Source organism: Hymenobacter ginkgonis (assembly GCF_009755225.1).
GTDB classification, from domain to species: Bacteria; Bacteroidota; Bacteroidia; order Cytophagales; family Hymenobacteraceae; genus Hymenobacter; species Hymenobacter ginkgonis.
On record NZ_WQKZ01000001.1, the window covers coordinates 248,794 to 263,883 of the forward strand.

General features: G+C 57.8%; 14 protein-coding genes and 1 tRNA gene. 7 read left to right on the forward strand and 8 right to left on the reverse strand.

The features are described from left to right. Positions 1-2 precede the first annotated feature (2 nt). Positions 3-1,403 carry a cytochrome P450 gene (locus GO988_RS00980; RefSeq protein ID WP_157561669.1) on the forward strand — a complete coding sequence of 467 codons (1,401 nt, stop codon included), beginning with the start codon at positions 3-5 and terminating at the stop codon, positions 1,401-1,403. A 115-nt stretch (positions 1,404-1,518) separates the two neighbouring features. Here GO988_RS00980 and GO988_RS00985 read toward each other — a convergent pair whose 3' ends face one another. Next, positions 1,519-1,896 (reverse strand): GNAT family N-acetyltransferase, encoded by a 378-nt coding sequence (locus GO988_RS00985; protein WP_157561670.1) that lies wholly within the window; start codon positions 1,894-1,896, stop codon positions 1,519-1,521. Positions 1,897-1,946: 50 nt separating this feature from the next. On the opposite strand from GO988_RS00985, the gene GO988_RS00990 reads away from it, so the two are divergent. The 5 genes from GO988_RS00990 to GO988_RS01010 all read left to right on the forward strand — a co-directional run bounded on the left by GO988_RS00990 (position 1,947) and on the right by GO988_RS01010 (position 7,231). After that, positions 1,947-2,426 (forward strand): hypothetical protein, encoded by a 480-nt coding sequence (locus GO988_RS00990; protein WP_157561671.1) that lies wholly within the window; start codon positions 1,947-1,949, stop codon positions 2,424-2,426. A gap of 4 nt (positions 2,427-2,430) precedes the next feature. Then, on the forward strand, positions 2,431-2,790 hold the full coding sequence (locus tag GO988_RS00995; RefSeq protein WP_157561672.1) for a hypothetical protein: 360 nt from the start codon (positions 2,431-2,433) through the stop codon (positions 2,788-2,790). Between the two features lie 124 nt (positions 2,791-2,914). Further along, positions 2,915-3,622, forward strand: coding sequence for a hypothetical protein (locus GO988_RS01000; protein ID WP_157561673.1), 708 nt, complete (start codon positions 2,915-2,917; stop codon positions 3,620-3,622). Positions 3,623-3,709: 87 nt separating this feature from the next. Further along, positions 3,710-4,267 carry a hypothetical protein gene (locus tag GO988_RS01005; protein WP_157561674.1) on the forward strand — a complete coding sequence of 186 codons (558 nt, stop codon included), beginning with the start codon at positions 3,710-3,712 and terminating at the stop codon, positions 4,265-4,267. Between the two features lie 306 nt (positions 4,268-4,573). Next, complete coding sequence (locus GO988_RS01010; RefSeq protein ID WP_198172454.1) at positions 4,574-7,231, forward strand: S8 family peptidase; 2,658 nt, start codon at positions 4,574-4,576, stop codon at positions 7,229-7,231. Positions 7,232-7,372: 141 nt separating this feature from the next. Here the strand turns inward: GO988_RS01010 and GO988_RS01015 are convergent, their stop codons facing one another. The 7 genes from GO988_RS01015 to GO988_RS01045 form a co-directional block, all read right to left on the reverse strand. Then, entirely contained in the window at positions 7,373-9,733 is a 2,361-nt protein-coding gene (locus GO988_RS01015) for an endonuclease (protein ID WP_157561676.1), read from the reverse strand. 230 nt (positions 9,734-9,963) lie between these two features. Continuing rightward, positions 9,964-10,446: a fasciclin domain-containing protein gene (locus tag GO988_RS01020; RefSeq protein WP_232341383.1), complete on the reverse strand. Its 483-nt coding sequence runs from the start codon at positions 10,444-10,446 to the stop codon at positions 9,964-9,966. A gap of 379 nt (positions 10,447-10,825) precedes the next feature. Continuing rightward, entirely contained in the window at positions 10,826-11,911 is a 1,086-nt protein-coding gene (fbaA, locus tag GO988_RS01025; protein WP_157561678.1) for a class II fructose-bisphosphate aldolase, read from the reverse strand. A 249-nt stretch (positions 11,912-12,160) separates the two neighbouring features. Then, positions 12,161-12,520 carry a hypothetical protein gene (locus GO988_RS01030; protein ID WP_157561679.1) on the reverse strand — a complete coding sequence of 120 codons (360 nt, stop codon included), beginning with the start codon at positions 12,518-12,520 and terminating at the stop codon, positions 12,161-12,163. A 459-nt stretch (positions 12,521-12,979) separates the two neighbouring features. After that, the gene (locus tag GO988_RS01035; protein WP_157561680.1) at positions 12,980-13,216 is read right to left on the reverse strand and encodes a hypothetical protein; all 237 of its coding nucleotides are present in this window, start codon (positions 13,214-13,216) and stop codon (positions 12,980-12,982) included. A 313-nt stretch (positions 13,217-13,529) separates the two neighbouring features. Continuing rightward, the gene (locus tag GO988_RS01040) at positions 13,530-14,183 is read right to left on the reverse strand and encodes a porin family protein (RefSeq protein WP_198172455.1); all 654 of its coding nucleotides are present in this window, start codon (positions 14,181-14,183) and stop codon (positions 13,530-13,532) included. A 191-nt stretch (positions 14,184-14,374) separates the two neighbouring features. Then, a tRNA-Arg gene (locus tag GO988_RS01045) sits at positions 14,375-14,446 on the reverse strand. A gap of 141 nt (positions 14,447-14,587) precedes the next feature. On the opposite strand from GO988_RS01045, the gene GO988_RS01050 reads away from it, so the two are divergent. Continuing rightward, a complete protein-coding gene (locus GO988_RS01050) occupies positions 14,588-15,079 on the forward strand; it encodes an organic hydroperoxide resistance protein (RefSeq protein ID WP_157561682.1) in 492 nt (163 codons plus the stop codon). Positions 15,080-15,090 lie beyond the last annotated feature (11 nt).

The window sequence follows — 15,090 nt, forward strand, 5'->3', positions numbered from 1 at the left end:
CCATGCCTGCCAACGCCCCTACCCCCGCAGCCTGGCCGCAGGTGCCGCGCCTGCTCACGCTGCGCAATTCGATGAAGTCGGCCCGCGACCCCATTGGCGCGCTCAACCAGTTGCTGGCCCACTACGGCGACACCGTGCGCCTGTATTTGGGCGGTGTGCGGCCGTCGGTAGTCACGCGCGACCCGGCGCTGGTGCAGCACATTTTACAGAAAAACCACCGCCGCTACTTCAAATCGGACCTCACGCACGGGTTGTTGCGCTACCTGGGCCGCGGGCTGCTCACCAACGAGGGCGCCGACTGGCTGCGCCAGCGCCGGCTTATTCAGCCGGGTTTTCACCGCCAGCGGCTGGCTGGCCTCACGCGGCTTATGCGGGCCGCGGCCGATGAATGGGTAAACGGCTTGGCAGCTCAACTTTCTGACCAGCAACCGGTAGTGGCGTTGGACGCCCACGCCGCTATGACGGGGGTAGCGTTTCGCATCGTGGCGCGGTCGGTGTTTGGCAATAGCCTGGGCGAAAACCAACTCGCCCAGCTGAGCGACTGGCTCACGGCCATTCAGGCGTTTTACGTCAATACCATTCGGCAGCCGTATTTGCGGCCCTGGCACTGGGCGCGCGGCAACTACACTCGCCACGACCAACTGGCCACCAACCTGCGCGAGTTGGTGCGCGCGGCCATTGGCCGGCACCAGGCGGCCCAGGCCGCCGCCGCGCCCGGCGCCCTACCCCCCGACGACCTGTTGCAGATGCTGCTCGATGCTCGCTACGAAGACGATGGCACCGCGATGAGCGAAAACCAATTGCTCGACGAGCTAAATATCTTGCTCGTGGCTGGCCACGAAACCTCGGCCAACGCCCTGGCTTGGGCCTTCTCGCTGCTGGCCCACCACCCCGAAACGCAGCAAAAGCTGGCCGACGAAATTGCCCACGAGCTGCCCGATGACCAAGCCGTGGAGTTCGGCGACTTGCCCCGCCTGCCCTACGCCCTGCAAGTGGTGCAGGAGGCTATGCGCCTCTACCCCCCCGCTTGGATAATGGACCGCGTGGCTACCGAAGCCGATGAGTTTCAAGGCGTGCCCATTGCCAAGGGTACGCTGTTTTCGCTCTACATCTACGGCCTGCACCACCACCCCGGCCTCTGGCCCGACGCCGAAGTGTTTCGCCCTGAGCGCTTTGCAGCAAGTGCCGTGCCCGCGCCGCCTGCCTACGGCTACCTGCCTTTCGGCAGCGGGCCGCGCCTGTGCGTGGGCAACCAGTTTGCCCTCACCGAGTTGCAATTAGTGCTTATTCAAACCCTGCGCCGCTTCCGGGTAGCGCCCGCTGCCCAGCTTACGCCGGGCATGAACCCGCTCATTACTCTGCGGCCAAATGGCGAGCTGCGCCTGCGCTTTAGCCGGCGGTAAGGAGTTGTTGGAAATAGATGATAAAGAACGTCAGCATAATAAAGCGAGATGCTTCGCTTTATTATGCCTAATATTCTTTTTGTAAGAAGGCGTTAGTGCTTACCCTAGTTAGCGCTTACCCTTCCAGCACATCCTGGTACTCATCCTGGTGCTGCTCGGCAAAGGCAGCCATAAACTCGCAACTGGTGCGAGCTTTCAGGTGGTGCTGGCGGGCGTAGGCGAGGCCAGCGCGGGCCAATTGGTCGGCTTCGCCCTGGCCGCGGCGGTCCTCGGGCACGAAGGTGTGCACGAAATCAATCACGCCGGGGGTAGGGAGCGAATAGGCGAGCTCGGCTTGGTCGTCGGCGGGGCCGCTGGTAAATTCCTGGTCGGCTGCGTTGTGTTTGATATTCATAGTCAAGTAGAAAGGGGGTAGGGGAGGGCTGGTTGATACGCCGTTGCCACGGGGCGAATTGGCCAGAAAAAACCAGAACCCGTAAAGGGGAGTAAACATAAAGCCGGGCGTGGCCCGAATGGTTTTTCGATTCCTTTTCCTTCCCTCCCATGAGTATCTTCTCGTCCTCCCCCGACACTGCCGAAGACGCGGCTGCCGACCCCCGGCCCGCTGGTCAGCGCGACCGCGCCGAGCATGCCCACCTCAATCCCAACGACCCAGCCAAGGAAGCGGAAGCCGGCACCCCGCAGTACGGCAGCTTCGGCAAGCCCAGCGACGTAGATGCGGCTGCTGCTAAAACTGCCAACAACGACGGTAGCAACGATAACCCTGACGAATTCAGCGAGTTTCGCAAGCCCAACGCTTCGGGTACCGAAGATTATTCCTCCGAAACCGCCGGCGCCGACCCTACCGAACAGCGCGGCCACGCAACCCAAAACCAAGACCCGCAGGCTGTGCGCGCCTCCCAAAACGCCGATGCCGACGTACAAGGCGCCGCCTGGGCTCAAGATGACCCTCGCTACGCCGGCGGCCACGCCACACCTACTTGGCAGGAAGAAAACAATAAAGAACACGGTTCCAACGACTAATCATATGGCTTCCATTCCTCAAACCGCCCCCGGCAACAACCTCAACGGTAAAGCTGCCGCTACGGCCACCACCGATTCGCAAGCCGACGCCTCGAACAACGCGCGCACCGAAACCGAAAAGGAATCGGATAGCTTCCTCGACCGCGAAACGGCTGGCCAAGTATTCGACGACAACAGCGGCCAGCAAATGGCCGACATGATGGACGATTCGATGCGCTCCGATATGCAGGCTCCCACCGGCTCGGCCCCCGCTTCCGACGAGAACCTCCCCGATGAATTGGTTCGCCCCAGCGAAGCCAACTTCACGCTGCCCGAAATGCAGCACCAAGGCAAAACCCTCTCTACCGAGGGCGATGCCGAATAACACCTCTTTCCATACTGTGTAAACTACCCAAAAAGAGCCGGTAGCCGCAAGGCTACTGGCTCTTTTTGTGGAATAGAAGGGGTAGGGGCATCAGGGTTGGTAGTGATTCTTTTTGCTGCCGTATATGTTCGTGCCCTACCGGTTTCGCCGTCGTTTATTATTGCCACCAGGCTGGCTGTCGCTGGGGTTTTTATTGCTACTAGGCTGCCTGGAATTGCGAACCCAGTGGCGGCAGCTACGCCTAGCAAATATGGTGCAACTGACCATGCCCGCCCTAAAGCCGGACACCACTGGCCTAGCTTCCTACAAGCGCTTTTCCGGCAGTACGGAAACTCCTTTTAACACTCCCTATCAATCAGTAAGCAAGTTGGATGAGCTGCGGCCCTGGCGCACCGTAGAATATGGGGGTAATCCTTTAGCTGATTTTTTTAGTGCCAGCACAATAGAAGCTTCTTTAGTGGCTATGCAAGCTGATTCCACTTATGCTAGCGGCCTACGCATTCGCCTTCGGGCTAGCGCTACCTATAAAGACTTGGTTAAGATGCTAGATATGATGCTTGTGGCTAACCAAAAAAGGTATTGGCTTGATACGCGTCATAAACCTATAATTCTTTATGCTATCACAAACAAAGAACTGCCTCGAAAACGAAGAACTTATAATTCCATTAATAATGCATGGGGCTGTTGCGTCTGTGTATCATATGTCCCCTTAGCTCCAGACGAACCAAACTGGTTAACAGAACTTAAAAGCTTACAGCAGCAAATTTGGCGACCGTCTGTGCTGGTACTTGTTATGCTTATTATTTTAAGCCTGTTTCGTTTGACCCGCTAAAGAGTTCGGTAGTTTGAAGAAGTTATAACTTTAGCTTAGGCAAAAACCGTTTGTGCCTGAATCTTACAATTTAAAACGCACGCCCTATTGCCCGCCCTACCCCCCGATTTGCGCCGCGCCCTCTTCGACCTGCCGCAGAAGGAAAAAGACCAACTATTGGCCCGCCTCGTGGCCCAAGATGCCGTGCTGACCGAGCAGCTGGCTTTTCGCTTGCTCGAAGGGCCCGATGCGCTGGCCGACCGCCGCGCCGCCCTACAGCACCAAGTTGATGACCCCGTGCGCGGCTACCACCAAACGCCTAACGACCTGCTCGTTATCTTGCGGCAGTTGCAGGCGCGGCTGGCTTACCACACCCGCATCACGGGCGACAGCTGGGGCGAGTTGGAGCTGAGCTTTCGGCTGCTGGCCAACGTATTTCGGCACCAGGCCGACTTGGTGGCGCGCCTGCACGGCCCTACCCAACCGCTATTGCAGCACCTAGTGCGCCGCACCCAAGAGGCCCTGCGCCAAGCTGAAAAGCTGCACCCCGACTACCACCTGGAACTGGCCGAAGCCGCGAGTGCTGTATTGGCCGGCCTTTATGCGTCGGGGGCGGCGCCGCTAGCGCGTGAGGTGGCGCTGCCTCGACACTGGCCCGCCGCGTAATAGTTGTGCCGCGAGCAGTTGCACTCTGCTAAAAATTATAAATTAAGATAGAAATGGCTGTTGCAGCGAATAAGTATTCCTACCCGGACGCGCTTTTTTGGTAGGTACGGGTCAGTGAGATTTTTTGCGCTTAATTTAGCTTTCTGCTTTGGTACATAACAATCTATGAGGCAAATTTTTACTTTCTTAATACTATTGTGCGGCGGCTTGCTGCCAGCCTGGGGGCAAGTGGCACCTGCTACTGCCCCAGGGCAACTTATTATTAAACTAAAACAGGGCTTAGCACCTGGCAGCAGCCTGGGTACAGTGCAACCAGCCCTGCGGGCCTTGGCAGCCACGGGGCTAACGCAAAAATTTCCCTTTACGCAGGTCCCAAGTCCCGAGCAGCCCGGCAGCGTAGACCTGCGGCTGATTTACCACTGCACGGTGCCTACCCCCCTTAACCTAGCCAAGGCCCGGGCGCTGCTGCTGGCCACTGGTGCGGTAGAATACGTGGAGCCGGTGTACGTGCGTGCGCCATTTTACCAACCTAACGACCCGCGCGCCGACTCGACGCAGAGCAGCGCGACATACCTGAAACTGATAAACGCCTACCGGGGCTGGGACGCGACGCAAGGCGATACGAGCATCGTAATTGGCATTACGGATACCGGTTTCCGCCTCAACCACGAGGATTTAGTGCGGCAGATAAAATACAATTATGCCGACCCTATCAATGGCATTGATGATGATAAGGACGGCTATATCGACAACTTTCGGGGTTGGGATATGGCGCACAACAACAACGACCCCTCCTACGAAAGCGTTGACGTTCATGGCAGTATGTCGGCTGGCCTGGCGGCGGCGCAGGCCAATAACGGCAAAGGATTTCTCGGCGTAGGGTTTGGCTGCAAATGGCTGCCGCTGCAAATATTTCCGGGCTCGGTGCCGGGGGCTTTCGCGGGCTACGAGGCCATCGTGTACGCGGCCGACCACGGCTGCCAAATCATTAACATGTCGTGGGGTGGGGTAGGGGGCTACTCGCGCTTCGAGCAAGATGTGTGCACCTATGCGGCCGTAAACCGCGACGCGGTGCTGGTGGCCGCGGCCGGCAACACGCCCGCCAATGTACTCGTTTACCCGGCCTCCTACGACCATGTGCTAGCGGTAGCCGCTACGGATGGCGGCGGTGTTATCGCCGCCTTCTCAACCTATAACACTCGCGTTGACCTAGCAGCTACGGGGGTAGAAATACCGAGTACGGGCGGCGTTACGGATACGGACTACCGAGCGGGTACGGGTACTTCCTTTTCGGCGCCGCAGGTGGCGGGCGCGGCAGCGCTGGTGCGGGCGCGCTTTCCGCAACTGCGTGCCGAGCAGGTGCGGGCGCAGCTGCGCCGCACGGCCAATGCCGCTATTTATAACCTGCCGGCCAATGTGCCTTACATTGGTTTGTTAGGCACGGGTACCCTCAATGTGGGTAAGGCCGTGGCGGCGCTTAATCAGCGCGAGGCGCGGGTAGTGCAGAGCACCTACCTGCCGGCCAAGCCCACGGGCTATACCCCCGGCGATACCATCAGTTTGGCCGTGACGGTGCGCAACCTGCTGCTGCCTATCAGTGGCCTCACCGTAACGCTTACGTCGCAGTCGCCCTACGTCACGGTGCGGCAGGGCACATTTGCCGTAGGCAACCTGGCCACGCTGACGCAGGCCACCAACGAGGCGGCGCCGTTTCGGCTGGCGGTGGCGGCTAGCGGCGTGCCCGTGAATACGTCGGCCCTGCTGCGGTATCATTTTGTAGGAAGTGATGGCTATCAGGCTGACCAATACGTGACGGTGCTGGTAAACCCTGATTTTGCGCAGCTCGACGCCGGCGACTTGAGCCTGAGCCTTACCAGCCGGGGCAACCTGGGTTACGATGACCTGACGGCGGCGGTGGGGCTAGGCGCGCGCTACCGAGACGGTGAGCCACTGCTTAGCGAGGGCGGGCTGCTGCTGGCCACCTCGCCGACCCGCGTGGCCGACCGCCTGCGCAGCCGGGGTAGCGCGTCGCGGCAGTCATTCTTCACCTTGGCCCAGGCCGTGCGGCTGGCTCCCGGCCCCCGCGCCGACCAGGAAGTGCGCGGCACGTTTCGCGATTCGCTGCCCGACCCGCAGCTTCCGCGCTCGGTGGGGGTGCGCGTGCGCCAGCACGGCCAAAGCTGGGCTACCCCCGCCGCGCGCCGCAACCTGATTTTGCTCGACTACTCCTTGCGTAACCTAACGGCCGACACGCTGAAGGCACTTTACGCTGGGATTTTTACCGACTGGGATTTGCCCGGCAATCCTGGCCTCAACGTAGCTCGCTGGGATTCTGTCAACCGTTTGAGCTACTGCTTCGACCCCGTAGCCAGCCAGGTGTACACGGGTGTGCAGGTGCTGGGGCCGCGGCCGGCCGGCGTGTACGCCATTAACAACGGCGCTCCCGCGGGTACCCCTATTTACTTAGCTGATGGCTTTAGCCCCGCCGAAAAGTATTTGGCACTCAGCGGCGGCTTTGGCCGCACAAACCGCGAGGCGGGGGCTAACCAGGGCGCCGATGTATCGACGGTAGTGAGCACGTTGGTGCCGCGCCTGGCTCCCGGCGACTCGGCCACCGTGGCTTTTGCCGTGCTAGCGGCGCCTTCGCTGGCCGAACTGCAAGCGGCCGCTCAAGCCGCCGCGGCTCTGTATACACAGCAAGTATTGGCTACCGTGCCGGCTGCGCCTGCGGTGCTGGGGCAAGTGTATCCAAACCCCACAACTGGCGAGTTGCACATTCGCCTACCCACTCAGTTTGGCCCAGCCACCGCTCAGGTCCTCGACGCGCTGGGTCGGGTAGTGGTGCAGGCAACTTTGCCCGCTACCGGCGGAGAAATAACCCTCGCCGCGCTGCCCGCTGGCCTGTACTTACTGCGGGTAGCTGGGCCTGCCGGTAGCTTAGTGCAGCGCATTGTACGCGAGTAATTTAGAAGGTTCTTGCGGTATACTAAAAGCCCGGCGGCATTGGATGCCGCCGGGCTTTTAGTATACCGCAAGAACCTTCTAAATTACCCAATAGTTGGTGCACGATAAACGGTTTAAACCAGCATTTTAATCACCCACCGGCTATTCTACGACCAGTCGGCCTATATATTGACCTTCAGCCGTAGCCACACGCACTGCGTAGAGGCCTGCGGGCAATCCGGTTAGCCCCAGTTCGGCGGGGAGCGTAGCGCCAAGCGGCGCCGTGAGGTGGCGCACCAAGCGGCCCACTGCATCTAGTACTTCTACGGTGGCTGGTTGGGTGGCTGGGGCGCCAGGCAGCAGCAAGCTGGCGTGGCCAGTGGCCGGGTTCGGATAAATAGTGAGGGTAGGGCGGCCGGCGCTGGCGCCGCGCACGGCCAGCACGGTAGCACAAGCCGTTGAAGTATAGCTGCCCAAGCCAGTGAAGTTGTCGGTGCCCTGGGCTTGCCAGGTTGTGGCCGCGCCAGTAGGGCCAAACCAGCGGCTGTTGCCGCGGCCGGTAGTGGGCAGGCGCACCAGCGAGTTGTCGCGGGTGTTGCCGCCGCTAGCCACGGCCCAACTCGTGCCTGCACCGGCCGGCGTGCGACCTACCACGCCAATAACATCCAGCGTATCAGTGCCATCAAACAGCACCAGCGCGTGCGGCCCGTTGAAGAAGCACACATTCGACTGCAAATTGGCCACGGCTTTGACGCCCGTATCGGTGACGCCCGTATTGGCGATTACGTACACGCCACTGGCCGCTACTGTGCCCGTAAGGGTAGCCGTAGAAGTAGGAGTAGTGGCGCCGGGCGCAAACAGTTCGACCCGCAACCCGCTCAAATCCAGCGGCGAAGCAGTAGGGTTGAAGATTTCTAGCGCCTTTGTATTGCCCGCCGCCGACTCAAAATATTTCGAGAAAAAAGGGTCGGTGCAGCTGCCCCCAACAGGCGCGGCATCGTCGTTGCCGATGGTGAGCGTATGCGTGCGCGCCGCGCCCAGCACTAGGCCGGCTGCGCTAGGTGTGCCCAAGCGCAGTACCACTGTTTCGTTGGGCTCAGGGAGCAAGTCGCCTATCACGGTCACGCGTACTGTCTGGCTCAAGGCCGTAGCGCTGGCAAATGTTAAGGTATTGGTAGCCAAAATATAATCGCTGGGGCTGCTAGCGGTGCTGGCCGCATCCACCAGCACGGGCACCATGATGGGAAAGGGAAGGTTGCCCGGATTAGCGAGCGTGACGGTGGCGGCGTAGGTACTGGTGCCGCTGTTGCCTTCGGGTAGGCTGCCCGTGGCAGTAGCGAAAGCCACCGTGGGCGGGTTGCCATCGTCATTAGTGAGTATGAGCGTGTGAGTACTGGGACCGCCCAGGCTGGCGCCAGTGCCCGGGTTTTGCAGCGTCAGTACTACCGTTTCATCGGCTTCGGGCTGGGTGTCGCCGGTCACGGTCAGGCTTACCGTCTGGCTGGTTTGGCCGGCGGCAAAGGTTACGGTGGTGGGGGTAGGGAAGGTGAAATCTACTCCGCTGGTTGCCGTCGAGCTGGTAGCATCCAGCGCCACTTGCACCACGAGGGCAGCCGTAGGGGCCGGGCTTACGTTGAGCGTGGCTGTGTAGGTAGTAAAGCCGCTGTTGCCTTCGGGAACGCTGCTCGTGGCCGTCGCAAACGAGATAACCGGTCCCGTTGGCGCAAAGCCCCAAGCTCGCGCCACCAGCGTCGGGTCGTTGATATACGGGTTATAATTGCCCTGGCTGGCGGCTACGCGGCGGTTGCGCTCGCGTTCGTGCTCGTCTACCGGGTCGGCTAGGTGCCACTGATACAACGTGTTGAGGTCGGCTAGCGTATTGATGTCGTTGTGGCCAGTTGCTACCAGGTCGGGCTGGCCAGCGTGCATCGTATAGAAGTAAAAGGCTGTGCGCGCCAGGTTACCCTTGTGGTCCTCGCGGGGTTCAAACTGCGAATTGGTATCTTCGCTGTACTCGTCGATGTTGGTGGTTGGGATACTGGTCTGGCTCTGCGTTAGGCGCATCCACAGCCGGGTTTGCGCGTCCGGAATCTCGGCGTAGGGGTCCGAGCCGCGGTTACTGTTCCAGGTAATATAGGTGGGGTAGAGGTGGTGCATATCCGAGCGCATCCGCACGGTTTCCTTAAACCACGATTGCGGAATGCTGTGCTCGCAGTTGATGCTCGTTACTACGCTCGTGCTGGTGTTGGTGAAGCTATAGGGCACCGTTTCTGAATAACCCGAGTATACACACACTACTTTATTATCGTAGTTGTCAGCGTAGTTGTACATCTTGGCGCGGGCATCGGCGTAGCTCAATTCGCGGCGGTAGGGGTCGTACCAGTTAGTGCGCAGCCAGTCGCGTAGCGCCTGGCTGGTAAGGTTAGCCGGGGCCGGAGCAGGCACTGTGGGCACCGTTTGGGCCCGGCCCAGCAGTGGCCCCAAACTCAAGCATACTAATACTAAGCGGAAAAGTCTATGCATAGGAAAACGATAAAATGGAATACGAATCACTCAGCAAAGGTGAGGCTAAAAGCAGGGGGTAGGGCCGCACTTACGAAGCCTTTACAGAAAAATAACCCAACAGGCCTCTTAGCTACAGCGTTAAAAATGTACTATTTAGCAAAAAAGCTGCTCTCCACGTGCTACCCGAAACTAGGTAACACGCGGAAAGCAGCTTTTAAAAGCCGATGCCTAAGCAGTGGGGTAGAGCCTTAGTTGGCTGGCATCAACACTGTGTCAATCACGTGGGTTACGCCGTTCGAATCCACAATGTTGGCGATGGCTACCGTGCTCATGCCACCTTTAGCGTCGCGCAACATTACGTTGCCGTCTTTCTTCACTACGGTCAGGGTTTCGCCTTCTACCGTGGTCAGCGTGCGGCCATCAGTGAGGTCTTCGGCCATAATGCGGCCGGGCAGCACGTGGTAGGTCAGGATTTTGGTGAGGGTAACCTTGTTTTCGGGCTGGGTGAGGGTCGATACCGTGCCAGCGGGTAGCTTATCAAAAGCTGCGTTGGTGGGCGCAAATACGGTGAAGGGGCCGGCGCCTTTCAGCGTTTCAACCAAACCAGCGGCTTTCACGGCGGCCACCAGCGTCGTGTGGTCGCTAGAGTTTACGGCGTTGTCCACGATGTCTTTATTAGGCACCATCATGGCACCGCCTACCATCACGCCGGGGCCGCTCATGTTATCCATGCCTTTCTTGCCTTTGCGCGGCTTGGTGGTGGCTTTCATGCTGTTGCCCGCATCGTCTTTGCCTTTCACCTTCATTTTGCCATCGTCAGCCACCTTGGTTTTAACGGTCATGCCGTCGGTGGTGGTTTTATTTTTGTCGCCACCATCGCTGGTAGAGGTTTGAGCCAAAACAGGAGCAGCGGCAAACAAGGTGAGGGCCAGCGCAGCAACGGGGAAAAGGGTCTTTTTCATAAGGTCGGGGTGAGAGAATGTTTGGCCGACTATACGGGTAGCCTCGGGGTTGGGGTTTGCTACCCCCTGTAATATTTCGCTAACCTCTTGAAAGACAGAAAGCCCAACCGCGGCAAAACGGTTGGGCTTTCTGTTTTAGGTTCGGCCATTAGGGCCGGCGGTTCACGGCGTTCAGGTCTTCGAAAGCACTTTTAAGGCGCGTAACGAAGGTTTTCTCGCCTTCACGCAGCCACACGCGCGGGTCGTAGTACTTCTTATTAGGCGAATCGACCCCATTGGGATTGCCAATCTGGCCCTGCAAAAAGCCTTCGTTCTTGACGTAATAATTCTTGATGCCTTCCCAGAACGCCCACTGCAAATCGGTGTCGATGTTCATCTTGATGGCACCGTAGCCGATGGCCTCGCGGATTTCCTCCTGCGAAGAGCCCGAGCCGCCGTGAAATACGAAGTCGATGGGCAACTCGTCGGCGATGCTGTGCTTGGCACGCAGGTGCTCCTGCGAGTTGTGCAAAATCTTGGGTTGCAGCTTCACATTGCCGGGCTTGTACACGCCGTGCACGTTGCCAAATGCTGCCGCAATCGTGAAACGCGGGCTGATTTCGCGCAGTTGCTCGTAGGCATAAGCCACTTCTTCGGGCTGCGTGTAGAGCTTCGACGAGTCCACATCGGAGTTATCTACCCCGTCTTCCTCACCGCCGGTCACGCCAAGCTCAATTTCGAGCGTCATACCAATTTTGGCCATGCGAGCCAGGTATTCGCGGCAGATTTCGATGTTTTCCTCAATCGGCTCCTCCGACAAGTCGAGCATGTGCGAGCTAAATAGCGGCTGGCCATGCTGAGCGTAGTATTTCTCGCCGGCGTCGAGCAGGCCATCAATCCAGGGTAGCAGCTTTTTGGCGGCGTGGTCGGTATGCAAAATTACGGGCACGCCGTAGGCTTCGGCCATGAGGTGCACGTGGTGCGCGCCCGAAATACCGCCCGCAATACTGGCCTGCTGCTTGTCGTTGGGCAAGCCCTTGCCAGCAAAAAACTGCGCGCCGCCGTTAGAGAACTGAATGATAACCGGCGAGTTGAGGTCGCGGGCAGCTTCCAGCACGGCGTTTACGGTATCGGTGCCCGTCACGTTCACGGCGGGCAAAGCATAGCCATTGGCTTTGGCATGCTGAAAGAGGGCCTGCACTTCGTCGCCGTGCAGAACGCCGGCGCGCAGGCCGGTGAGGGTGGATGTTGCCATGAGCAGATAGGGGCGGCGCAAAGGGCGGCGCGCCCGCAAAGAAAACAACGAGCTAGCCTTTTTGACTAGTTCTCCGTCATTAAACATGCGGGTTTTGCTGCTTCCTGGTTCGTTTTGGATGGGGTAGGGCCCAAAAGCTGCCCCGAGGCGGCGTTTCCTGCCCTCCTAAACCAGTCATAGTGCTGCCTAAGTTTGGGCCTGGTATTAAACTGTTTGCAAGCAAAGCTAGCCGGGCTGCTTAGGCACTTGCTACTCTCCGGGCTCAGCTGCCGGAGTAAACTCCGGGGCCCAGAGCTTGGTTGCCTGCTCCGCTGTCAGTTCACGGAGCAAGGTCTGCACTTCAGGCTCCGATGCTAATAGTGCGCTCTGGGCCATATCCAAAACAGTTTGGGCCTGCTTCAGGGTCGCGGTGGTCGGCGGCTCGCCCTCCAACAGGTAATGCACTAATTCATCCTCCGTGCGGCGCAAATGAGCTTCTAGTTCTTGGGCCTGTACCGGATGCTCGCCCATCGCGAGGTACAAGCGAACGCTACAACGCAGTTGGCTCTGCCAAGAAGTGTTGTTAGCGCGTGTAAAAATGGCAAATCTATTGGGGTAATCATGCTCCATATACTCGGTAGTACGATAGCAAGAAGTATCTGGATTGCGGATGGAACTTTTTTTAGAGTTTCCAACCAGCCTAGTCTTCGGGGTGGCAAACCAAATTTAGCCCAATTGTCAATCTTACCCATTGTCAAAAGGCGCTGAAGAATAAGTAAACTATTCATAGCCAAAGCCCTATTCCGCGTGCCTAGCTCGTTGCTACGCCTAAAAAGCAATCTTGCCTTTCAAGTGACTTATTTCCCAAATAATAAACTACTTGTTGAGCCAACGTAACTGCCGGCAGTCGAAGCACAGCTAGTCTTGTACAAAATTGCCAGCATAGCCCTGAGTAACCGTAGCCTTTAAGTGGCTAAATAGATGCCAGTACGTTAGGTTACCAAACCCTGCTTGAGTTGGGCCGCTAGGGTGGGGGTAAGGGTGCCGTAGCTGGGCCCTACCCCCTTAACCCATTGGTAGCCTTCGTGCTTAAAACTGCCAGTTGCCTTGCTGGGAGAGTTCTTTAGTTTCTAGGTAATATACTACTTCGTCAATTGTCAGGCGCCCACGGTTGAACTGCTCAAGTAGCTGTTGCTGATAGGGTTCGGGAAACAGCGCGGTATTTTTGCCAAACGAAAGAATGGCCGTAACCAAGCGCTGACGGCTTTGCTCAGTAACAGATGAAGAAACTTGCAAAGATTGGTAGGTGGGATAGGGATAGTTCATGGCCTAAAGTTAGGGGGCAACTATCAATTCACCATACTGTTTTCGTCCAATTAATTAAATTTTTGTAGCGCACTATTAAACGGATAAGAGCAAAAGCATTTTTGATAGCTCAATTATTTTGTCTCATCAGCTCTTTCCCAAAAGCACTTACTTGGGTTGGTTATGCTACGGCCTATCAGCAACTATTCCAAGTTTTATAAAAGCCTACTATATGTTTAGTGCCCTCATCAGGAGTGGTTTACGTTATCGTAAACCACTCCTGATGAGGGCACCGGTTTGGTTGCGCCAAGCGAAGAGCAACCGCTGCACTTAGTTAATGACCTGGAAGCTGGTAGGTCAGCGAAACTTGCAGTGATTTGCGGTATAGGTGCCCCGTGTTGGCTTCTGAGTCGTGGGGCAGCGAAGCCAGACCCTGATACGCCCGCACATTTAGGCCAACGCCCGCGGGTAGCTGCACGCCTACCCCTATGCTCGGGCCCACGTCCCAGCGCCGGTAGCGGTTGATAACTTCCCGGTCTACAGTATAGACTGTGGTGCCCGCAAAACCGCCGGCTACCACGGTGCCAGTTTCGCGGCCGCCTAGTAGGTAGCTGGCTTGCGGCCCAGCCTCCACGTACACGGGCCCCAGGGCTAGGCGCAGTAGCACGGGCACGTTCAAATAGCTAAAGCGCTCGCGGTAGTCGGCATTTAAGCCGCCATCGGTAATATCAGAAGTATAGCGGGTTAGGGTCATGCGCTCCCTACTAAACTGCACTTCGGGCACCAGCGACAAATGCTTGCCCAGCGATACTTGGTAGTACAAACCTACCTGGTAGCCGAGTAGACTGCCCGAACTGTTGTGGTAAATGTAGTTGCCGGTAGAATTGTTGAAGCGCGAAAGGCTACCCCCCACGCGCAGGCCGGCTTGCGCTTGCGCAGTGCCCGTTAGCAGCAATGTGCTGCCCAGCAGTAGAAAAATCCGTTTCATAAAATCAGAAAGAAAGGTATAGGTAGGAAGAAGAGTAAGAAGCACGTTGCCGGGTTGCATGGCCTTGCGCTACCCGGCGCTTAGCCAATTACTTGCCGGAAGCCGCGCCACCAACCCGAGCGGTATTTGCTTCTAAACAGCTGCCTTAGTAAATAAAAAAGCCCCTTGCGCTGGCGCAAAGGGCTTTTAAGTGGTCGCGCTAGGAATCGAACCTAGATCTAGAGCTTCGGAGGCTCCCATACTATCCGTTGTACTACGCGACCAGTACGGGGGTGCAAAACTAGCCATAAAAGCTGGCGCAGCCAAACCTAGACAGGTTTTTGTCCGATTCGGGTGTGCCGAACACAACCCTAGGCGCCAAAAATCGGTTAGTCTTCTCCAAACCCGCTCATTTCCTTTTCCTCATGGAATCTACTAAGAAAACTCTCTACACGGCCGACGCTACGGCTGTGGGTGGCCGCAGCGGCCACGTGCGCTCGACCACGGGTATTATCGACCTCGACATGTCGGTGCCCGAAGGCCTCGGTGGTAAAAAAGGGGCTACTAACCCCGAAGAGCTATTTGCGGCCGGTTATTCGTCGTGCTTTCAGCAGGCCCTGCTCGTGATTGCGCAGCGCGCCGGCGACAAACTCGACCCCGGTACCGAAGTGAAATGCTCGGTAACGCTGTTCCAAGAGGGCGAAGGCTATGGCCTGAGCGCTATTCTGGACGTAGACCTGAAGTCGTTTGACCAAGCTAAGACCATTGAAATGGTACGAGCTGCCCACAAAATTTGCCCTTACTCGGTTGGTACGCGTGGCAACATGGAAGTTGAACTCAAAGTAAAAGGCGAAGCCATTCCGGTAGCCCCCGAAGAAAACGCTGGGGTAGCTGAAAAAGGCGGCGTAGCTGCCTAGTTCACAGTTGC